17 protein-coding genes are annotated in these 20801 nt (G+C 74.0%); 12 read left to right on the top strand and 5 right to left on the bottom strand.

Annotated features, from left to right (window positions below):
* The first annotated feature begins 98 nt into the window (after positions 1 to 98).
* The 5 genes from ACFWJO_RS21075 to sucD all read left to right on the top strand — a co-directional run bounded on the left by ACFWJO_RS21075 (position 99) and on the right by sucD (position 7408).
* A complete protein-coding gene (locus ACFWJO_RS21075; RefSeq protein ID WP_386867214.1) occupies positions 99 to 1214 on the top strand; it encodes an AAA family ATPase in 1116 nt (371 codons plus the stop codon).
* The gene (locus ACFWJO_RS21070; RefSeq protein WP_386867213.1) at positions 1211 to 3667 is read left to right on the top strand and encodes a DUF5682 family protein; all 2457 of its coding nucleotides are present in this window, start codon (positions 1211 to 1213) and stop codon (positions 3665 to 3667) included. The genes ACFWJO_RS21075 and ACFWJO_RS21070 overlap by 4 nt, the downstream gene beginning before the upstream one ends.
* Positions 3664 to 4842, top strand: coding sequence for a VWA domain-containing protein (locus ACFWJO_RS21065; protein WP_386867211.1), 1179 nt, complete (start codon positions 3664 to 3666; stop codon positions 4840 to 4842). The genes ACFWJO_RS21070 and ACFWJO_RS21065 overlap by 4 nt, the downstream gene beginning before the upstream one ends.
* Positions 4843 to 5323: 481 nt before the next feature.
* Positions 5324 to 6502, top strand: coding sequence for an ADP-forming succinate--CoA ligase subunit beta (gene sucC, locus ACFWJO_RS21060; protein ID WP_384422894.1), 1179 nt, complete (start codon positions 5324 to 5326; stop codon positions 6500 to 6502).
* Positions 6503 to 6523: 21 nt separating this feature from the next.
* Positions 6524 to 7408 (top strand): succinate--CoA ligase subunit alpha, encoded by an 885-nt coding sequence (sucD, locus tag ACFWJO_RS21055; RefSeq protein WP_386867208.1) that lies wholly within the window; start codon positions 6524 to 6526, stop codon positions 7406 to 7408.
* 79 nt (positions 7409 to 7487) lie between these two features.
* Here the strand turns inward: sucD and ACFWJO_RS21050 are convergent, their stop codons facing one another.
* Positions 7488 to 9077, bottom strand: coding sequence for a sigma factor-like helix-turn-helix DNA-binding protein (locus ACFWJO_RS21050; protein ID WP_386867206.1), 1590 nt, complete (start codon positions 9075 to 9077; stop codon positions 7488 to 7490).
* Between the two features lie 120 nt (positions 9078 to 9197).
* On the opposite strand from ACFWJO_RS21050, the gene ACFWJO_RS21045 reads away from it, so the two are divergent.
* The gene (locus ACFWJO_RS21045) at positions 9198 to 11054 is read left to right on the top strand and encodes a DUF6350 family protein (protein ID WP_386867204.1); all 1857 of its coding nucleotides are present in this window, start codon (positions 9198 to 9200) and stop codon (positions 11052 to 11054) included.
* Here the strand turns inward: ACFWJO_RS21045 and ACFWJO_RS21040 are convergent, their stop codons facing one another.
* Positions 11055 to 11765: a hypothetical protein gene (locus ACFWJO_RS21040; RefSeq protein ID WP_386867202.1), complete on the bottom strand. Its 711-nt coding sequence runs from the start codon at positions 11763 to 11765 to the stop codon at positions 11055 to 11057.
* Between the two features lie 228 nt (positions 11766 to 11993).
* On the opposite strand from ACFWJO_RS21040, the gene purN reads away from it, so the two are divergent.
* The 3 genes from purN (at position 11994) to ACFWJO_RS21025 (ending at position 15775) form a co-directional block, all read left to right on the top strand.
* Positions 11994 to 12623, top strand: coding sequence for a phosphoribosylglycinamide formyltransferase (purN, locus tag ACFWJO_RS21035; protein ID WP_384422880.1), 630 nt, complete (start codon positions 11994 to 11996; stop codon positions 12621 to 12623).
* A complete protein-coding gene (gene purH, locus ACFWJO_RS21030) occupies positions 12598 to 14163 on the top strand; it encodes a bifunctional phosphoribosylaminoimidazolecarboxamide formyltransferase/IMP cyclohydrolase (RefSeq protein ID WP_386867199.1) in 1566 nt (521 codons plus the stop codon). Before purN ends, purH begins: the two co-directional genes overlap by 26 nt.
* Before the next feature lie 160 nt (positions 14164 to 14323).
* Complete coding sequence (locus ACFWJO_RS21025; RefSeq protein ID WP_386867197.1) at positions 14324 to 15775, top strand: DUF2079 domain-containing protein; 1452 nt, start codon at positions 14324 to 14326, stop codon at positions 15773 to 15775.
* A 90-nt stretch (positions 15776 to 15865) separates the two neighbouring features.
* Here ACFWJO_RS21025 and ACFWJO_RS21020 read toward each other — a convergent pair whose 3' ends face one another.
* Positions 15866 to 16447, bottom strand: coding sequence for a hypothetical protein (locus ACFWJO_RS21020; protein ID WP_386867195.1), 582 nt, complete (start codon positions 16445 to 16447; stop codon positions 15866 to 15868).
* A 238-nt stretch (positions 16448 to 16685) separates the two neighbouring features.
* On the opposite strand from ACFWJO_RS21020, the gene ACFWJO_RS21015 reads away from it, so the two are divergent.
* From ACFWJO_RS21015 to ACFWJO_RS21005, 3 genes are all read left to right on the top strand, one after another.
* Positions 16686 to 17546, top strand: a complete 861-nt coding sequence (locus ACFWJO_RS21015; RefSeq protein ID WP_386867193.1) for a bifunctional methylenetetrahydrofolate dehydrogenase/methenyltetrahydrofolate cyclohydrolase — start codon at positions 16686 to 16688, stop codon at positions 17544 to 17546.
* The gene (locus tag ACFWJO_RS21010) at positions 17447 to 18022 is read left to right on the top strand and encodes a DUF3017 domain-containing protein (protein WP_386867262.1); all 576 of its coding nucleotides are present in this window, start codon (positions 17447 to 17449) and stop codon (positions 18020 to 18022) included. Before ACFWJO_RS21015 ends, ACFWJO_RS21010 begins: the two co-directional genes overlap by 100 nt.
* A 402-nt stretch (positions 18023 to 18424) precedes the next feature.
* Positions 18425 to 19414, top strand: a complete 990-nt coding sequence (locus ACFWJO_RS21005; protein ID WP_386867191.1) for a malate dehydrogenase — start codon at positions 18425 to 18427, stop codon at positions 19412 to 19414.
* An 80-nt stretch (positions 19415 to 19494) separates the two neighbouring features.
* Here ACFWJO_RS21005 and ACFWJO_RS21000 read toward each other — a convergent pair whose 3' ends face one another.
* Positions 19495 to 20259 (bottom strand): isocitrate lyase/phosphoenolpyruvate mutase family protein, encoded by a 765-nt coding sequence (locus tag ACFWJO_RS21000; protein WP_386867189.1) that lies wholly within the window; start codon positions 20257 to 20259, stop codon positions 19495 to 19497.
* Entirely contained in the window at positions 20256 to 20780 is a 525-nt protein-coding gene (locus tag ACFWJO_RS20995) for a carboxymuconolactone decarboxylase family protein (RefSeq protein ID WP_386867187.1), read from the bottom strand. The genes ACFWJO_RS21000 and ACFWJO_RS20995 overlap by 4 nt, the downstream gene beginning before the upstream one ends.
* Positions 20781 to 20801: the final 21 nt, after the last annotated feature.

The raw sequence follows: 20801 nt of genomic DNA, 5'->3' as shown, positions 1-20801 counted from the left end.
GTGGCCCTGACCTGGCATTTCCACCGACCGCGACCGAATGTCAGTGGCATGGTGCACCGTGGGTCGCACAGCAGGTCGAACGATCTGGAGGGGGACTCATGACCCTGCCCGAAACCACCACGACCACCAGCGCGGACGGGGCCCTGCGGCCGCACGCCGAGCACGCCTTCGCCCACGAACTCGCCGCGCTCGCCGCCGCCGACGACCGGCCGCGACCCGCACGCTGGCGGCTCTCCCCGTGGGCCGTCGCCACCTATCTCCTCGGCGGCACGCTGCCCGACGGCACGGTGATCACGCCCAAGTACGTCGGCCCGCGGCGCATCGTCGAGGTCGCCGTCACCACGCTCGCCACGGACCGCGCCCTGCTCCTGCTCGGCGTGCCCGGCACCGCCAAGACCTGGGTCTCCGAGCATCTCGCCGCCGCCGTCAGCGGCGACTCCACGCTGCTCGTCCAGGGCACCGCCGGCACGCCCGAGGAAGCCATCCGCTACGGCTGGAACTACGCGCAGCTGCTCGCCCACGGCCCCAGCCGCGCCGCCCTCGTCCCCAGTCCCGTCATGCGGGCCATGGCGCAGGGCATGACCGCCCGCGTCGAGGAGCTGACCCGCATCCCCGCCGACGTGCAGGACACCCTCATCACGATCCTGTCCGAGAAGACCCTGCCGATCCCCGAGCTGGGCGAGGAGGTGCAGGCGGTCGGCGGCTTCAACCTCATCGCCACGGCCAACGACCGCGACCGCGGCGTCAACGAGCTGTCCAGCGCGCTGCGCCGCCGCTTCAACACCGTCGTGCTGCCGCTGCCCGCGACGCCGGACGCCGAGGTGGACATCGTCGCCCGGCGCGTGGACCAGATCGGCCGCTCGCTCGACCTGCCGGCCGTGCCGGACGGCGTGGACGAGATCCGCCGGGTCGTCACCGTCTTCCGCGAGCTGCGCGACGGCGTCACCACGGACGGCCGCACCAAGCTCAAGTCCCCCTCCGGGACGCTGTCCACGGCCGAGGCGATCTCCGTCGTCACCGGCGGCCTCGCCCTCGCCGCCCACTTCGGCGACGGTGTGCTCCGCTCCGCCGACGTCGCCGCCGGGCTCCTCGGCGCGGTGGTCCGCGACCCGGCCGCCGACCGGGTGATCTGGCAGGAGTACCTGGAGACGGTGGTCCGTGAGAGAGACGGATGGAAGGACTTCTACCGCGCCTGCCGCGAGGTGAGCGCATGACGCGCCCCGCCGTCGCCGCCTACGCCGCCGATGCCGTGGAGACGGCCGCGAGCACCCTCGGCCGGCCGGCGCCGTCCCTGACCGGGCCGCTCGTGCTCGGTGTGCGGCACCACGGCCCCGGATCCGCCCGGGCCGTGCTCGCGGCGCTCGACGCCGGGCGGCCCAAGGCGGTGCTCGTCGAGGGACCGCCCGAGGCCGACGCGCTGGTCGAGCTCGCCGCCCACGAGGAGATGCGGCCCCCGGTCGCGCTGCTCGCGCACGCCGTGGACGACCCGGGCCGGGCCGCGTTCTGGCCGATGGCCGAGTTCTCGCCCGAGTGGACCGCGATCCGCTGGGCCCTCGCCCACGGCGCCGAGGTCCGCTTCGTGGACCTGCCCGCCGCCCACACCCTCGCCGCCCTCGACCCCACCTGGGACGACGGGGAGGAGTTCACCGGGGCGCCACCGGCCGGCGGCCGGGAGCTCCGCGTCGACCCGATCGCGGAGCTCGCCCGCACCGCCGGTTACGACGACGCCGAGCGCTGGTGGGAGGACGTGATCGAACTGCGCGGCGCCGCCGACCCGTTCGCCCCGTTCGACGCCGTGGCCGAGGCGATGGGCGCGCTCCGCGAGGCGTACGGGCACGGCGGCCACCCGCGGGACCTGGTGCGCGAGGCGCACATGCGGACAGGGCTGCGCGCCGCCCAGAAGGAGTTCGGCGACGACGTCGCCGTGGTCTGCGGCGCCTGGCACGTGCCCGCCCTGCGCCGCCGGACCACCGTCACCGCCGACCGCGCCCTGCTCAAGGGCCTGCCCAAGGTGAAGGCCGAGCTGACCTGGGTCCCCTGGACCCACCGCCGGCTCGCCCGCCGCTCCGGCTACGGCGCGGGCATCGACGCCCCCGGCTGGTACGCCCACCTGTTCTCCGCGCCCGACCGGCCCGTCGAGCGCTGGATGACCAAGGTCGCGGGCCTGCTGCGGGACGAGGACCTGTCCGTCTCCTCCGCCCACGTCATCGAGGCCGTACGGCTCGCGGACACCCTGGCCGTCCTGCGCGGCCGCCCGCTGCCCGGCCTCGGCGAGACCACCGACGCCGTCCGCGCCGTCATGTGCGAGGGCTCCGAGGTCCCGCTGAACCTGGTGCGCGACCGGCTCGTGGTCGGAGACGTCCTCGGCACGGTCCCGGCCGGCGCCCCCGCCGTGCCGCTCCAGCGCGACCTCGACCGGCTCCAGCGCCGGCTGCGCCTCAAACCGGAGGCGTACGAGCGCGAGCTCGACCTCGACCTGCGCAAGGACAACGACGCCGCCCGCAGCCGGCTCCTGCACCGGCTCCGGCTGCTCGGGGTCGGCTGGGGCAGCCCCGTCGCGGGCCGCGGCTCCACCGGAACGTTCCGGGAGAGCTGGCGGCTGCGCTGGGAACCCGAACTCCACGTGCAGGTCGCCGAGGCGGGCGTCTGGGGCACCACCGTCGAGGCGGCCGCCACCGCCAGGGCACGCTCGCAGGCGGCCGCCGTCGACGACCTCGCCTCCATCACCGCGCTCGCCGAGCAGTGCCTGCTCGCCGGACTCCCCGACGCCCTGCCCGCCGTCCTGCGCGCGCTCGCCGACCGCGCCGCCCTCGACACCGACGTCGCCCACCTCGCCCAGGCCCTGCCCGCCCTCGCCCGCTCCCTGCGCTACGGAGACGTCCGCGCCACCGACACCACCGCGCTCGGCGAGGTCGCCGCCGGTCTCGCCGAACGGATATGCGTCGGCCTGCCGCCCGCCTGCGCCGCCCTGGACTCCGACGCCGCCGCGGAGATGCGCGACCGCCTCGACGCCGTCCACACGGCGATCACCCTTCTGACGACCCGGTCCACCGGCCGGCCGGAGCCATCTGAGCCGGCGGAGGCGGCGGAGAGCCTGGCCACGGCCACAGCCACAGCCACAGCCACAGCCACGACCACCCCCGCCCCCGCCGCCGGGCTCGGTGAGCGGTGGGCCGCCGTGCTGCGGCGGCTCACCGTGCGCGACCGGGTGCCCGGTGTGCTGCGGGGCCGGGCCGCCCGGCTGCTGCTCGACGAGGGCCGGGTCGGCGTGGACGAGGCGGCGCGGCTGATGGGGCTCGCGCTCTCGCCCGGGACGCCGCCCGCCGACGCCGCCGGCTGGATCGAGGGCTTCGTCGGCGGCGCCTCCGGCGGCGGACTGCTCCTCGTCCACGACGAGCGGCTGCTCGGCCTGGTCGACGACTGGCTGGGCGGCGTGTCCGCGGAGGCGTTCACCGACGTCCTGCCGCTGCTGCGGCGCACGTTCGGCGGATACGAGCCGGGCGTCCGGCGCACCCTCGGCGAGCTCGTCGCCCGCGGCCCCGCCACCGGCGGCTCCGCCGGCGCCGCGGCCGTCACCCCCGGCTTCGCCACCGTCCTCGACGAGCGCCGCGCCGACGACGTCCTGCCCCTGCTCCACCTCATCCTCGGTACGGAGGCACCCGCATGACCAGCACCGGCACCGGCACTCGCACCGGCACGGACGACGAGCGGCTGCGCCGCTGGCGGCTGGTCCTCGGCGGCGGCGCGGCCGACGGCACCGGCCGCGCCCTCAGCGGCACCGACGCCGCCATGGACGGCGCCCTGGCCGCCCTCTACGGCGGCACGAGCGGCGGCGACCGGCGGACCGGCGGGGACCGCACGGCCGGACTCGGCGCCTCCGCGCCGTCCGTCGCCCGCTGGCTCGGCGACATCCGCACGTACTTCCCCAGCTCCGTCGTCCAGGTCATGCAGCGCGACGCCATCGACCGGCTCGGGCTCGCCACGCTGCTCCTGGAGCCCGAGATGCTGGAGGCGGTCGAGGCGGACGTCCACCTCGTCGGCACCCTGCTCTCCCTCGACAAGGCGATGCCGGAGACCACCAGGGAGACCGCCAGGGCCGTCGTCCGCAAGGTCGTCGACCAGCTGGAGAAGCGGCTCGCCACCCGCACCCGCGCGACGCTCACCGGCGCCCTCGACCGCTCGGCCCGGATCAGCCGCCCGCGCCACCGGGACATCGACTGGGACCGCACCGTCCGCGCCAACCTCGCGCACTACCTCCCGGAGTACGGCACGGTCGTGCCCCAGCGGCTGATCGGGTACGGCCGGGCGAGCCAGGCGGTGAAGAAGGAGGTCGTGCTCTGCGTCGACCAGTCCGGATCCATGGCCGCCTCCGTCGTCTACGCCTCCGTCTTCGGCGCCGTCCTCGCCTCCATGCGCTCCCTCGCCACCCGCCTGGTCGTCTTCGACACGGCCGTCGTCGACCTCACCGACCAGCTCGACGACCCCGTCGACGTGCTCTTCGGCACCCAGCTCGGCGGCGGCACCGACATCAACCGGGCGCTCGCCTACTGCCAGTCGAGGATCACCCGCCCCGCCGACACCGTCGTCGTCCTCATCAGCGACCTCTACGAGGGCGGCATCCGCGACGAGATGCTCAAGCGGGTCGCGGCGATGAAGGCCTCGGGCGTGCAGTTCGTCGCCCTGCTCGCCCTCTCCGACGAGGGCGCTCCCGCCTACGACCGGGAGCACGCCGCCGCCCTCGCCGCGCTCGGCGCCCCCGCCTTCGCCTGCACCCCCGACCTCTTCCCCGAGGTCATGGCCGCCGCCCTGGAGAAGCGCCCGCTGCCGATACCCGAGGCCTGAGCCACCCGACCGAGGCCCGGGCCACCCGACCCGGGACGCGGTCCGACCGGACCGAGGCCCGGGCTGCGCGGTGCGGATACGGTGGCGGAGCGGTGCGGATTCCGTCGCCGCGCGACCACCCGGACGGGCGCGCCCCCTGTCACTGAGGCCCATATCACACCACCGGCCGCACGGCCCTCACCTCTCCGCCCGGCGCGCCGTGAGGCGCCCGATCCCCGCACCCCGCCTGCCCCGAGGCCCTGCCGGGCGTCCGCGGTCACCACTCCGGACCGCCTCACCGCGCCTACGTTCTGTGACCCGTATCACCGCCAGGTTGTGATCTGCGATTTAGGGACCCACGTCCCTCGGGGATAACCTGCGAGACGGACATGCCGCGTCCACGGACACCGTGTACGCCTCCCTAGTGACAGCGCAGTCACGTTGCCCTTCGCGGCACGCCCACGCAGACAACGAACCGCGATCATCTAGAAAAGGGACGCGCGTGGACCTGTTCGAGTACCAGGCGAGGGACCTCTTCGCCAAGCACGGTGTACCGGTGCTGGCCGGTGAAGTCATCGACACGCCTGAGGCGGCGCGCGCTGCGACGGAGCGGCTTGGCGGCAAGTCGGTCGTCAAGGCGCAGGTCAAGGTCGGCGGCCGCGGCAAGGCCGGCGGCGTCAAGCTGGCCGCCACCCCGGAAGAGGCCGTCGCCCGCGCGACGGACATCCTGGGCATGGACATCAAGGGCCACACGGTCCACAAGGTGATGATCGCGGAGACCGCTCCGGAGATCGTCGAGGAGTACTACGTCTCGTACCTCCTCGACCGCACCAACCGCACCTTCCTCGCCATGGCCTCCGTCGCCGGTGGCATGGACATCGAGGAGGTCGCCGCCACGACCCCCGAGAAGCTCGCGAAGGTCCCGGTCGACGCCAACAAGGGCGTCGACATCGAGAAGGCCCGTGAGATCGTCGCCCAGGCCCAGTTCCCGGCCGAGGTCGCCGAGAAGGTCGCCGAGGTCCTCGTGACCCTGTGGAAGACCTTCATCGCCGAGGACGCCCTCCTCGTCGAGGTCAACCCGCTGGCCAAGGTCGCCTCCGGCGACATCCTGGCCCTCGACGGCAAGGTGTCCCTGGACGCCAACGCCGACTTCCGTCAGCCCGAGCACGAGGCGCTCGAGGACAAGGCCGCAGCCAACCCGCTCGAGGCTGCTGCCAAGGCCAAGGGCCTCAACTACGTGAAGCTCGACGGCGAGGTCGGCATCATCGGCAACGGCGCCGGCCTGGTCATGTCGACCCTGGACGTCGTCGCGTACGCCGGTGAGAACCACGGCGGCGTGAAGCCGGCCAACTTCCTCGACATCGGCGGCGGCGCCTCCGCCGAGGTCATGGCGAACGGCCTGGAGATCATCCTCGGCGACCCGGACGTCAAGTCCGTGTTCGTCAACGTCTTCGGTGGCATCACCGCCTGTGACGAGGTCGCCAACGGCATCGTGCAGGCCCTGGAGCTCCTCGCCTCCCGTGGCGACGAGGTCACCAAGCCGCTCGTCGTGCGCCTCGACGGCAACAACGCGGAGCTGGGTCGCAAGATCCTGTCGGACGCCAACCACCCGCTGGTGCAGCGTGTGGACACCATGGACGGCGCGGCCGACAAGGCCGCCGAGCTCGCGGCTGCGAAGTAAGGGAAGAGGGACAGAACAGCCATGGCTATCTTCCTCAACAAGGACAGCAAGGTCATCGTCCAGGGCATGACCGGTGCCACGGGCATGAAGCACACCAAGCTCATGCTGGGTGACGGCACCAACATCGTCGGCGGCGTGAACCCGCGCAAGGCCGGCACGACCGTCGACTTCGACGGCACCGAGGTCCCGGTCTTCGGCACCGTCGCCGAGGCGATGAAGGAGACCGGCGCCAACGTCTCGGTCCTCTTCGTCCCGCCGGCCTTCGCCAAGGCCGCCGTGGTCGAGGCGATCGACGCCGAGATCCCGCTCGCCGTCGTCATCACCGAGGGCATCGCGGTCCACGACTCCGCCGCGTTCTACGCGTACGCCGTGGAGAAGGGCAACAAGACCCGCCTCATCGGCCCGAACTGCCCCGGTCTCATCACCCCGGGCCAGTCGAACGCCGGCATCATCCCGGGCGACATCACCAAGCCGGGCCGCATCGGCCTGGTCTCGAAGTCCGGCACGCTGACGTACCAGATGATGTACGAGCTCCGCGACATCGGCTTCTCCTCCGCCGTCGGCATCGGTGGCGACCCGGTCATCGGCACCACGCACATCGACTGCCTGGCGGCCTTCGAGGCCGACCCGGACACCGACCTGATCGTCATGATCGGTGAGATCGGCGGCGACGCCGAGGAGCGTGCGGCCGACTTCATCAAGGCCAACGTCACCAAGCCGGTCGTCGGCTACGTCGCGGGCTTCACCGCGCCCGAGGGCAAGACCATGGGCCACGCCGGCGCCATCGTCTCCGGCTCCTCCGGCACCGCCCAGGCGAAGAAGGAGGCCCTCGAGGCCGCCGGTGTGAAGGTCGGCAAGACCCCGACCGAGACCGCCAAGCTGGCGCGCGCGATCCTCGCGGGCTGACGCGCGACAACCACACGGGAGGGGCCCCCCCCAACCGGGGAGACCGGGGGGTGCGGGCCCCACTCGCGTACGCGCCGCCCTACTCGGCGGCAGGGACCAGCCGCTCGGGGCCCGGGTGGGGGGCCGTGCGCAGCCGGTCGCGGAGCTTCCGGTCCTCCGGGCCGAGTTTCTGCGGGCCACCGCGTACCGGAACGCCCTCGACGACCTCGCCCGGTGCGATCACGGGGATGTACTGGGTCGGCGCGGTCGCCGCGGTGACCGCCGTGACGCAGATCAGTGCCGCCGTCACCCCGATCACCGTCCGCGTCAGCCGCCGGGACCGCCGCTCGCTGCCCGTCCGCACCGCGCGCGCCGCGGGGAGCGTGGCCGTCGGCGCCTCCGCGACGAGCGCGGCCAGCCGGCGGTGCAGCGCCTCCGGATCGGCGAGCTCGGGCACCCGCTGCCCGATGACCGTACGGGCGTGCAGCAGCCGGTTCCCGGCGGCCGGGGTGCTCGCCTCGGTCTCCGCGGCCGTCTCCGGCAGGTCCAGGCCGAGGCCGTCGTAGAGCAGGACGGTACGGCGGTACGGCGGCGGCAGCTCCAGGAGCGCCCCGAGTAGCGCGCGCCGGGAGGCCTCGGTCGGCGCGGAGTCGGGATGCCGGTGGCGGCGCCGGAACCGGTGCCAGGGCGACAGCGCGTACTCGTACGCCGCCGCGCGCACCCAGCCCACCGGGTCGCGGTCGACGGCGACCTCGGGCCAGTGCTGCCAGGCGTGGTGAAAGGCGAACTCGACGGACTCGCGGGAGAGCCGGCGGCGCCCCGTGAGCAGATAGGTCTGGTGGACGAGCGAGGGAGCGGCGTACGCGTAGAGCGCGTCGAACGCGGCCTCGGGCGTGAACTCCGGGCCACCGGCCGCCGCCTCAGCCGCCTCCGCGGCAGCGCCGTCCTCGCGGCCGGGTGCGCCGGCGCGCGCGTCCGCGTCGACGGCACCCGTGCCTGCGCCTGTGCCGTCCGTGCCTGTTCCGGCCGCCCCCGCGCCTGCGCCGTCGGTGCTTGTTCCGACGACACCGGCGCCTGCTTCGTCCGCGCCTGCGCCGACCGCTTCCGCGCCGTCGACACCCGCGTCTGCGCCGACCGCTCCTGCACCCTCCGTGCCGGCCCTCGCCGCGTCCGCGGCGGGTCCGTCCGTCGCCTCCGGCGTGGGTGCCGTGCCGGCGCCTGCGTTCCCGTCAGTCGGAGTCCGGGCGTGCCGGCCGGAACCGGCGCGCGAGCGGTCCGGTTTCAGGCGCTCCTCCGGCGGCTGGGCGGCTTCCCACGGGCGGTGGGGCTCCACGGGCTCCTGGGTCGGCCTCGCGGCCGTCGCGGCCGTCGCGGCCGACGGCGCCGTGGGTGTCTTCGGCGGCCGGGCGGCGCCCTTCGCGGCGGGTCGCGGGCGGGTGCCCGCCGGCGAGGGGCGGGCGGGCTTCTCCGTGCGGGGCGCGGTCGGCTCCTCGTACACGCCGAGCAGCCTCGCGTACGCCTCCCGCTTGCGCCCTCTGGGGGAACTGCGGCCGGTCTCCCAGGCGCGGACGGTGGCCCGGGTGACGCCCAGGGCCTCCGCGACCTGGTCCTCGCTCAAGGAGAGGGCCTCACGCAGCCGGCGCCGTTCCTTGGGTGAAGGGAGGGAGACGGAGGGGCTCGTCGGACTCATCGGCGTCGACCTCCCACAGCACGGCTCCGGGCGGAAAAGTACATAAACGTATCTTGAGCGACACAACGGCCATTCGCCTGTTACGCGGGCAAACCGCGTGTCGCTGGCAGCATGGCCTCCGTGACGTACGTGACCGAGCAGCGCCCGCCCGCGGTGCCCGACGCACCGGTCCAGGGCCGCGCTTCCGCCGCGCCCCTGGCCACCGCCTTCGTGCGCGGCGCCGTCGCGGCGGGCCTCGGTCTCGGTGCGCTCGCCGTGCTCGTGATCGCGGCGTGGATCGCCTCCCCGTTCCCGGACAGCGGCCCCGGCGGCGCCCTGCACACCGCCGCCGGTCTGTGGCTGCTCGCCCACGGCGCGGACCTGATCCGCACCGGCACCGTCTCCGGCGTCCCCGCCCCGCTCGGCGTCACGCCGCTGCTGATCACCGCCCTGCCGCTGTGGCTCGCGCACCGGGCGGCCCGGGACACCCTCGACGAGGACGGCGGCCCGGCGCCCTCACCGCTCGGTGCGGTGGCCGCCGTCGCCGGCGGGTACCTGCTGGTCGCGGCCGCGGTCGTGGTCTACACGGAGGCCGGGACGCTGCCCGCGGACCTGATCGCCACGGGTGCCTGGACGCCCGTCACCGTCCTCGCCGCGGCGGGCTCGGGCGTCTGGACGGCCCAGGGCCGGCCACTGCCGGAGCGCGAGCGGTACGAGGTCGCCCTGCGTGCCGCCGGCCGCGCCCTGGTCGTGCTCCTCGCGGGCGGCGCGCTGCTCGCGGCGGCCTCGCTGTTCTGGCACGTGGGCGAGGCCCAGGCGTCCTTCGACGGGCTCGCGGGGGAGTGGTCGGGGCGGGCGTCCGTCGCGCTGCTCGTCCTCGCGCTGCTGCCGAACGCCGTCGTCTGGGGACTGGCCTACGGGCTCGGCCCCGGCTTCTCGCTCGGTACGGGCGCCCTGGTGACCCCGCTCGGTTTCACCGGCACTCCGGCCGTGCCGGACTTCCCGCTGCTCGCGGCGCTGCCCGGCGAGGGGCCCGGCCGGTGGCCGCACTGGGCGGCGGCCGCGGTCCCGGCCGTCGCGGCGCTGGTGCTCGGCCGCCGGGTGGGCCTGGCGTCCCGTGACCGGTCGGGGCGGGAGACGGCGCTGACCGCGCTGGGCGCGTCCTGGGTGTGCGGGGCGGCCGTCGCCGTCCTGTCGGCCCTGGCCGGCGGCCCGCTGGGCTCGGGGCGGCTCGCGGTCTTCGGCCCGGTGTGGTGGCAGACGGGCGGGGCGGCGGTGCTGTGGTGCGCGGTCGTGGGAGTTCCGGCCGCTTTCGCGGTACGGGCCTGGGGCCGCCGCGCGGCACGCGAGGCGACGGAACGGGCGGCCGCGGCGGCGGCCCTGGCGTCGTCCCCGGCGCCCGGGTCCCTTCTCGGGGCCGTGCCGGGATCCGGTCCTGGGAAGGCGCCCGGGGCCGTACACGGGTCCGGTCCCGGGTCCGGGGCCGTGTTCGGGAGCGCGCCCGCGCACGTACCGCCGACCGTGCCCGCGCCCGGCGGGGCGGATGCGGAGCGGCCGCCGGAGTCCGGTGCCACGGCGGCCCCGGACGGCGCGCGGGGGAGCAGCGCGGGAGCCCTCGCCGCGCTCGACGCCCTGGAGGCGCTCGACGCGCTGGACGACGACGCGGGGGAGGAGGGTTACGGCTTCCTGCCGGCGGCCTGGGAACCACCGGCCTGGGAACCACCGGCGGGGAAGGCTCCCACGGGGCCGCCTCTCCCGGAGCCCTTGACCCCGAAGTCCCCGACTCCGAAGTCCCCGAATCCGAAGTCCTCGGCCCCGAAGTCTTCGACCCCGCAGCCCTCGCCCCCCAAGTCCCCGGCCCCGGAATCCCCGGCCCCGGCGCCCGCCCCGAAGCCGTCCGGCCCCGAGCCCTCGGCACCGGCGCCTCCCCGCGGGATGCCGGCACCCGAGCCGCCGGCAGCGGCGCCCGTCCGGCCCCCCGGTGCGGATCCGGAGTGACTACTCCCGCACGCCGAGCGTGTCCTGGAGCGGCTTCGGCAGCAGGTCGTTGCAGGACAGCTGGGCTTCCTTGGTCAGGGCGTCGGCCCGGCACTCGTAGAAGTCGCGGTAGACCAGGTGCACCAGGAAACCGCTCGCGACGATCATCAGGGCCAGCGTGGACGCGACCAGACCGCTGATCGCCGCCGTCTGCTTGGCGCGGTTCGCGGTCGCCGCGGCCACCACCTGCGCCGGCGACGGCGGACCGGCGGCCCCGTCAGGAGCCGCGGCACCCTCCGGGCCCTCCGGCACCTTCGTCCGCATGCGCAGGGCGCTGATCGCCCAGTACGCGCCGAGGGCGCCGAGCAGCAGCGCGACCTCCTGCACGAAGAAGGCGAAGAAGAAGGCCCACATGCCCGAGAGCACCGCGTACCGCGCGCGCCGCTGGGCCGGGTCGGTCGGGTCCCAGCGGAGCCCGGGGCCCTGCCCGCCGTCGGGCCCGCCGCCCGGTCCGCCCGCGCCGCCGCCCTGGCCGCCGGACCGCTCGGGGCGGCCGCCGAAGCCGTCGGAGGACCGGCCCGGCTGACTGCTGCTCCAGCCCGGGCCCGAGCCCGAACCGTCGTCGGAACCCTGGGAGCCCTCCGGGAGCCGCGGCTGCCACGGCTGGTCCGGCTGCCCCTCCGGCGGCGGAGCGAAAGGGTTGCTGTCGTTCGTGGACTGGCGATCCGGCATGTGCTGGACGTCTTCCCTCTGTCTGTGTGCGCGGGTGGGACTGTGGCGCGGCGCTGGTGTGGCGTGTCGTCGGACCCTGACGCTACCCCCCGGTCCCGCCCCCGTCCCGTGGGGGCCTTCCCGTGTGCCGGTATCGTTGCTGACGGTCGGACCCTTCGTAGGGTTCCCCGTATCCAGGGATGCGATTCGTTCGTACGACCGCACAAACACCACGGAAAGAGTGACCCAGTGGCTGCCGCCCGCCTCGTCGTCCTGGTCTCCGGCTCCGGCACGAACCTCCAGGCCCTGCTCGACGCGATCGCCGCCGACCCCGAGGGCTACGGCGCCGAGGTCGTCGCCGTCGGCGCCGACCGCGAGGGCATCGCCGGTCTCGAGCGGGCCGAGCGCGCCGGGCTCCCCACCTTCGTGTGCCGCGTCAAGGACCACGCGAGCCGCGACGAGTGGGACCGCGCGCTGACCGAGGCCACCGCCGCGTACGAGCCCGATCTCGTCGTCTCGGCCGGGTTCATGAAGATCGTCGGCAAGGAGTTCCTCGCCCGCTTCGGCGGCCGGGTCGTCAACACCCACCCGGCGCTCCTCCCCAGTTTTCCCGGCGCGCACGGCGTGCGCGACGCCCTCGCCTACGGGGCGAAGGTGACCGGGTGCACCGTCCACTTCGTCGACGACGGTGTCGACACCGGCCCGATCATCGCCCAGGGCGTGGTCGAGGTGCGGGACGAGGACGATGAGGCCGCGCTCCACGAGCGCATCAAGGAAGTCGAGCGCTCGCTGCTCGTCGAGGTCGTGGGGCGCCTCGCCCGCAACGGCTACAGCATTGAGGGACGAAAGGTTCATGTCGGTGAACACGGACACCGTTAAGCCCATCCGCCGCGCGCTGGTCAGCGTCTACGACAAGACGGGCCTGGAGGAGCTGGCCCGCGGTCTGCACGAGGCCGGGGTCGAGCTGGTCTCCACCGGCTCCACCGCGTCGAAGATCGCCGCGGCCGGCGTCCCGGTCACCAAGGTCGAGGAGCTGACCGGCTTCCCCGAGTGCCTGGACGGCCGCGTCAAGACCCTGCACCCGCGCGTGCACGCCGGCATCCTCGCCGACCTGCGCCTCGAGTCGCACCGCGAGCAGCTGGCCGAGCTGGGCGTCGAGCCCTTCGACCTCGTCGTCGTGAACCTGTACCCGTTCCGCGAGACCGTCGCCTCCGGCGCCACGCCGGACGAGTGCGTCGAGCAGATCGACATCGGCGGCCCGTCGATGGTCCGCGCCGCGGCCAAGAACCACCCGTCGGTCGCCATCGTCACCAGCCCCGAGCGGTACGCGGACGTCCTTGCCGCCGTCCGGGCCGGAGGCTTCGACCTGACCGCCCGCAAGCGGCTCGCCGCCGAGGCCTTCCGGCACACCGCCGCCTACGACGTCGCAGTGGCCGGCTGGTTCGCCGACGACTACGCGGCGGCCGACGACTCGGGCTTCCCCGGCTTCCTGGGCGCCACGTACGAGCGCAAGAACGTGCTGCGCTACGGCGAGAACCCGCACCAGGGCGCCGCGCTCTACGTCGACGGCACTGGCGGCCTCGCCGAGGCCGAGCAGCTGCACGGCAAGGAGATGTCGTACAACAACTACACGGACACCGACGCCGCGCGCCGGGCCGCGTACGACCACGCCGAGCCCTGCGTCGCGATCATCAAGCACGCCAATCCGTGCGGCATCGCGGTCGGCGCCGACGTCGCCGAGGCGCACCGCAAGGCCCACGCCTGCGACCCGCTGTCCGCGTTCGGCGGCGTCATCGCCGTCAACCGTCCGGTCTCCGTGGAGATGGCCGAGCAGGTCGCCGAGATCTTCACCGAGGTCATCGTGGCCCCCGGCTACGAGGACGGCGCGGTCGAGATCCTCGCGAAGAAGAAGAACATCCGCGTGCTGCGCGCCGAAGGCGCCCCGGCCAACCCGGTCGAGGTCAAGCCGATCGACGGCGGCGCCCTGCTCCAGGTCACCGACCGCCTCCAGGCCGACGGCGACGACCCGGCGAACTGGACCCTCGCGACCGGCGAGGCCCTCTCGGCCGATGAGCTGGCCGAGCTGTCCTTCGCCTGGAAGGCCTGCCGCGCGGTCAAGTCCAACGCGATCCTGCTCGCCAAGGACGGCGCCTCGGTCGGCGTCGGCATGGGCCAGGTCAACCGCGTCGACTCCGCCAAGCTGGCCGTCGAGCGGGCCGGCGAGGAGCGCGCCCGCGGCTCGTACGCCGCGTCGGACGCCTTCTTCCCCTTCCCCGACGGTCTGGAGATCCTCACGGCCGCGGGCGTGAAGGCGGTCGTGCAGCCGGGCGGGTCGGTCCGCGACGAGCAGGTCGTCGAGGCGGCGAAGAAGGCGGGCGTGACGATGTACTTCACCGGGACGCGCCACTTCTTCCACTGAGCCCAGCCGCTCGGACGGACGGAGGGCCCGCCGGTACGCGATGCGTGCCGGCGGGCCCTCCGCGTGCGGCGGCCGGACGTGACGCCGGCGATTCCGCCGGTCGAGTGGACTCTGTTCTAATGGGTTGCTCTTTTGTCGGCGGCTGGTCCATGGGGGCGCGGTGTTGGATGTGCAGAGCAGTTCCGCGGCGGAGCCCTCCGCCCCGGAGGCCGTCGGCGACGCGCCGGACGGCGGCCTCGCGCCGGCGCCCGCGCTGCCGTACGCGATCGTCGCGACCGTCCTCGGCGCCCTGTACTTCCTGTACTCCTGGGTGCAGTACTCGCGCTTCCGCACGCCCTCGTGGGACCTCGGGATCTTCGAGCAGTCCGTCCGCGCCTACGCGGAGCTGCGCGCGCCGATCGTCGACATCAAGGGCCCCGGCTTCCTCATACTCGGGGACCACTTCAGCCCGGTGACGGCGCTCCTCGCGCCGCTCTACTGGGTGTGGTCCTCCCCGCTCGCCCTGCTCCTCGCCCAGGCGGCGCTGTTCGCCGGCTCCGCGGTCGTGGTCGGCCGCACCGCGCAGCAGGTGCTCGGCAGCCGGGCCGCCGGCATCTCCCTGACCGTGGCGTACGGGCTGTCCTGGGGCCTCCAGGAGGCGGTGAAGTCCGACTTCCACGAGATCGCCTTCGCGGTCCCGCTGCTCGCCCTGGCCTGCCGGGCCCTGCTGCTCGGCCGCTGGAACGCGGTGGTCGGCTGGTCCGTGCCGCTGGTCCTCGTCAAGGAGGACATGGGCCTGACCGTCGCCATGGTCGGCGCGGTCCTCTTCGTGAAGGGCCAGAAGCGGCTCGGCGCGGCCCTCGCCGGCTTCGGGGCGGCCTTCTTCGCGCTGACGGTGCTCGTGCTCATCCCGGCGGCGAGCCGGGTCGGCCAGTACGACTACTGGGCCAAGATCGAGAAGGGCGGGGACGGCGCCGAGGTGTCCTTCCTGGACTCCGTGCTCGGCGCCTTCCAGCACGGCGAGAAGTGGGAGATGCTCCTCTTCCTCGTCGCCGTCACCGGCTTCCTCTGCCTGCGCTCCCCGCTGATGCTGCTCGTGCTGCCGACCCTCGCCTGGCGCTTCCTCTCCCACGACCCCAACCACTGGGGCATGTTCTGGCACTACAGCGCGATCCTCATGCCGGTGGTCTTCCTGGCCCTGGTCGACGCCGTCCGCGAGGTGCGGACCTCGCCGCGGCCCTGGCTCGTGGCGTACGGGAAGGTCGCCGTCCCCGTCGCCACGGCGGTCGCGCTCGTGCATGCCCTGGACATGCCGCTGCGCGAGCTGACCCGGCCCGAGACCTACCGCACGGACGCCCGCACGCTGGACGCGCGGCGCGCGGTGGCGGCGGTGCCGGAGGGCAGCAGCGTGGAGACCAACGTGACGCTGATGGCCCACCTGACCGGCGACCACACCGTCTACTGGGTCGGCGGCGCGCAGGGCGTGAACCCGGACTACCTGGCCTTCGACCTCAACTCGGGCTGGTCCCAGCCGGTCGCCGACCCGGTCGGGCTCGCCGCCCAGCTGCACCCGGAGGCGCGGTACGCGGTGACCGAGCAGGCGGGGCAGTTCGTGGTGCTGAAGCGGCAGTGACGGAGCGGAGCGCACGCGCCCGCATGCGGAAGGGGCCGGGTCCCGTCGGAACCCGGCCCCTTGCGCGTACTGCTCGGTGCGCCGCCCGTGTCAGAACTGCTGGCGCTGGCGGTTGAACCAGGCCGCGCCGTCCGACTTCGCCGCGAAGACGACGACCAGGATCGCCATCACGGTGTGCGCGAGGCCGACCACGACGAACGGGTAGATGCCGAGCACGGCCGTGATGACGCCGAAGACGATCGCGGTGACGCGGACGCCGTTGCCGCCCGAGCCGAACTTCGCGCCGAGCACGATGGACAGGACGCCCCAGGCCAGGATCAGCAGCGCGACCGCCCAGACGGCGCCGGCCGACCAGTCGGCGACCTGCTGGAACTGCACGTCGTCCTTCAGGGCCGGGTCGTTCTTCGCGGCGGAGACGCCGACGGCGGCGAGGGCGGCGAAGATCGCACCGATGACCTGGAGGCCGCCGATGACGAAGAGCATCACGCGGGCCGCCTTCAGGCCGCCCGGCATCTCGGTCGGGCCGGCCGGGTAGCCGCCGTACGCCGGGGCGGCCGGGTAGCCGTAGCCCTGCTGCGGCGGGACGCCCTGCGGGGCCTGCTGGGGGTAGCCGTAGCCGGGCTGCTGCCCCTGCTGCTGGCCGTAGGGGTTGTTCGGGTCGCCGAAGCTCATCGGGAGACTCCTCCGTTGGTTCCTGTGCGGGGACGACGCGGCCCTGCGCGGAGGAGATGTCACCACGTGTTTCACGACGTATGAGCGGTTTTGCCCCCCGGCACTGCTCGCGGCACTGCGCAGATCATCGTGGTCAGAACGTCCACATCTTGTCCAGTCGATAGGCAGCGCAGTTGTGCAAGTGCAATCTCCGGTTCCGAATTGGAATCCGGCGGGGGTCATCCGGGAGGATGGCCGCATGAGCGCCCAGATTCTCGATGGCAAGGCCACCGCAGCCGCGATCAAGTCCGATCTGACCGCCCGTGTGGCGGCCCTCAAGGAGCGGGGCGTCACGCCCGGTCTCGGCACGATCCTGGTCGGCGACGACCCGGGCAGCCAGAAGTACGTCGCCGGCAAGCACCGCGACTGCGCCCAGGTCGGCATCGCCTCCATCCAGCGCGAACTGCCCGCCACCGCCACCCAGGAGGAGATCGAGGCGGTCGTCCGGGAGCTCAACGAGGACCCGGCGTGCACCGGCTACATCGTCCAGCTGCCGCTGCCCAAGGGCATCGACGAGAACCGCATCCTGGAGCTGATGGATCCGGCCAAGGACGCCGACGGTCTGCACCCGATGAACCTCGGCCGGCTGGTCCTGAACGAGCCCGCCCCGCTGCCCTGCACCCCGTACGGCATCATCCAGCTGCTGCGCGAGCACGGCGTGGAGATCAAGGGCGCCGAGGTCGTGGTCGTCGGCCGCGGCGTCACCATCGGGCGCCCGATGCCGCTGCTGCTCACCCGCCGCTCCGAGAACGCCACCGTGACGCAGTGCCACACCGGCACCAAGGACCTCGCGGCCCACCTGCGGCGCGCGGACATCATCGTCGCGGCGGCCGGTGTGCCGCACCTCATCAAGCCGGAGGACGTGAAGCCGGGCGCGGCCGTGCTCGACGTCGGCGTCTCCCGCAACGACGAGGGCAAGATCGTCGGCGACGTGCACCCCGGTGTCGCCGAGGTGGCCGGCTGGATCTCCCCGAACCCCGGCGGTGTCGGCCCGATGACCCGCGCCCAGCTCCTCGTCAACGTCGTCGAGGCCGCCGAGCGCGCGGCCGGGGTCCGCTGACCGTGTCCTCCTCCGACGCCTCCGGCGACCCGGAGACCCCGGAGGAGCCCGGCGAGGGGGGCGGTGGCGGCACGGCATCGCGCCGGCACCCCCGGGCGAAGCTCACCACCACGACCGCCCGGCCCGAGGGCGGCGGCCGGGCGGCGCCCGGCGACGCGTCGGCGCCCGCGCGCCAGTGGCCGCTGCTCACCGTGCTCGGCATGGCCGTGCTCGGACTGCTGATCGTCGGCACGGACCTGTTCCCGCAGGCGTTCCGGATCGGCACGCTGCTCGTCGGGGCCGCGCTGCTGACCGGCGCGGTGCTGCGCCGGACGATGCCCTCGGTCGGGATGCTCGCGGTGCGCTCGCGCTTCACGGACATGATCACGTACGGCGTGATGGGCGGGCTCATCGTGCTGCTCGCGCTCATGGTGCAGCCGGAGCCCTGGCTGCGAATCCCGTTCCTGGAGGACATCCTCCATCTGACGGTCACCTGACGGGGCCTGAAGCGCCGGTGACGGGGGCCTGAAGCTCCGGTCCATCGGTCGCCCGGGATCCGTGGGTCACCCGAAACGGTGACGGCGCCCGCCCTCTCCCCCGTGGGAGGACGGGCGCCGCTGCGATCAAGGGTCATGTACGTGCCAACGTCGGTTCAAGGTCCGCCGGGCCGTTGTGGCACGGAGGTGACGGAGGTGACCATTCCGCTACGTGTCCGGTACCCGGGTGGCAGTGAGCCGCACCACAAGGGGGTGGAGGTGCGCGGGGGCCCGGGTCCGATAGCCTGACGCCGGATATCTCTTCACGTCGAGACATCGATCGATCACGAAGGGACGTCCAGCCTCCGGGGCCTCCTCAGGGGCAAGGGAAACCCCACCGCCAGCTGTCTTACGGAGATCGCCATGACCCGCACTCCCGTGAATGTCACCGTGACCGGCGCGGCCGGCCAGATCGGCTACGCGCTGCTGTTCCGCATCGCCTCCGGCCACCTGCTCGGCGCGGACGTGCCGGTCAAGCTGCGCCTCCTCGAGATCCCGCAGGGCGTCAAGGCCGCCGAGGGCACCGCCATGGAGCTCGACGACTGCGCCTTCCCGCTGCTCAAGGGCATCGACATCTTCGACGACCCGAACAAGGGCTTCGAGGGCGCCAACATCGGCCTCCTCGTCGGCGCCCGCCCGCGTGGCCCGGGCATGGAGCGCGGCGACCTGCTCGCCGCCAACGGCGGCATCTTCAAGCCGCAGGGCGAGGCCATCGCCGCCCACGCCGCGGACGACATCAAGGTCCTCGTCGTCGGCAACCCGGCCAACACCAACGCCCTGATCGCCCAGGCCAACGCCAAGGGCGTCCCGGCCGAGCGCTTCACCGCCATGACCCGCCTGGACCACAACCGCGCCCTGACGCAGCTGGCCCAGAAGACCGGCTCCTCGGTCACGGACATCAAGCGCCTCACCATCTGGGGCAACCACTCCGCGACCCAGTACCCGGACATCTTCCACGCGGAGATCGCCGGCAAGAACGCCGCCGACGTCGTGAACGACCAGGCGTGGCTGGCCGACACGTTCATCCCGACCGTCGCCAAGCGCGGCGCCGCGATCATCGACGCCCGTGGCGCGTCCTCCGCCGCGTCCGCCGCCAACGCCGCCATCGACCACGTGTACACCTGGGTCAACGGCACCGCCGAGGGCGACTGGACCTCCATGGGCGTCCCGTCCGACGGCTCCTACGGCGTCCCGGAGGGCCTGATCTCCTCCTTCCCGGTCACCTGCAAGGACGGCAAGTACGAGATCGTCCAGGGCCTGGACATCAACGAGTTCTCCCGCGCCCGCATCGACGCCTCCGTCAAGGAGCTGTCGGAGGAGCGCGACGCGGTCCGCGAGCTCGGCCTCATCTGAGAGCAGCACCCGTGACGTGACGGTGCCCCCGGCCGCTCCGGCCGGGGGCACCGTCGTGTCGTCCTGACGCTGTGTCGTCCTCAGGCCGTCTCCGCCGCCAGGCCGGCGCTCAGGTCCGCGAGGTGCGCGAGCGTGCGGCGGAGCAGGCCCGGGCCGAAGGTGATCCGCGTGGCGCCCAGCCGGCCGAGCTCGGCGAACGACGGGTCGCCCGGCCGGGCAAGGAAGTTGAGCGGACCCTCGACGCCCGCCGCCCTCAGCCGGGGCAGGTCCTCGGGCGGCGCGAGGACCGGGAAGACGCAGTCCGCGCCCGCCGCCCGGTAGAGCACGGCGCGCTCGGCGGCCTCCTCGGCGGTCCCGCCGTGGAGGTACGTGTCGACGCGGGCGTTGACGAAGAGCGCGGGCCCGGCCGCCGCCCGTACCGCCGCGAGCCGTTCGGCCTGCTCGCGCGGGTCCCGCAGCCGGTGGCCGGAGCGGTCGGAGTCCTCCAGGTTCAGCCCGACGGCGCCGGTCTCCAGGACCCGCGCCACGAGCTCGTCGGCCGGGAGCCCGTAGCCGTCCTCCAGGTCGGCGCTGACCGGCACGGACACGGCCCGCGCGATCCGCGCCACGGCCGCCAGCATCTCCTCCGGCGGGGTGGTGCCGTCCGGGTTCCCGAGCGCCGCGTCGATCGCCGCGCTGGGCGTGGCCAGAGCCGGAAACCCGGCCTCCTCGAAGACCCGCGCCGAGGCCGGGTCCCACGGCCCCGGCAGGACCAGCGGACGCCCGGCGGGCCGGCCGAGGTGCAGGGCGCGCAGGGCGTCGACGCGTGAGGGGCCGCCGGCGGGTCCGGTGAGGTCCGCGCTCATCGCTTGTACGCGCCGGGCGTGTGGTGGCCCGGCGTGAAGCGGCAGGTCACGGCGATCCGGTTCCAGGCGTTGATCGTCACGATCGCGCCGACGAGGTGCGCCAGCCCGGTCTCGTCGAAGTGGCGGGCGGCCTCCGCGTACACCTCGTCGGGCACGAAGCCGTCGGTGAGCACGGTGACCGCCTCGGTCAGGGCGAGGGCGGCCAGCTCGCGCTCGGTGTAGAAGTGCCGCGACTCGCGCCAGGCGGACAGCTGCACGATCCGCTCGACGCTCTCCCCGGCCGCGAGCGCGTCCTTGGTGTGCATGTCCAGGCAGAAGGCGCAGTTGTTGATCTGCGAGGCGCGGATCTTGACCAGCTCGTACAGCGTCGGGTCCACGTGCTTCGACGCGGCGATCTCCAGGCCGATCATGGCCTTGTAGAACTCGGGGTGCCGCTCGGCGAAGGCGAGCCGGGGCGGCTGCTCGGGGGCGCGGGCGGCCTGGGCCGGGTCCTGCGGGGCGGCGGTCGTGGTGGTGGTCATGCCGACGACCGTACGGTCGGG

The organism is Streptomyces sp. NPDC127092 (assembly GCF_042722475.1).
Lineage (GTDB): Bacteria > Actinomycetota > Actinomycetes > Streptomycetales > Streptomycetaceae > Streptomyces.
Note: the sequence above shows the minus strand (reverse complement) of the source record. Positions and strands in the feature narration are given on the sequence as shown.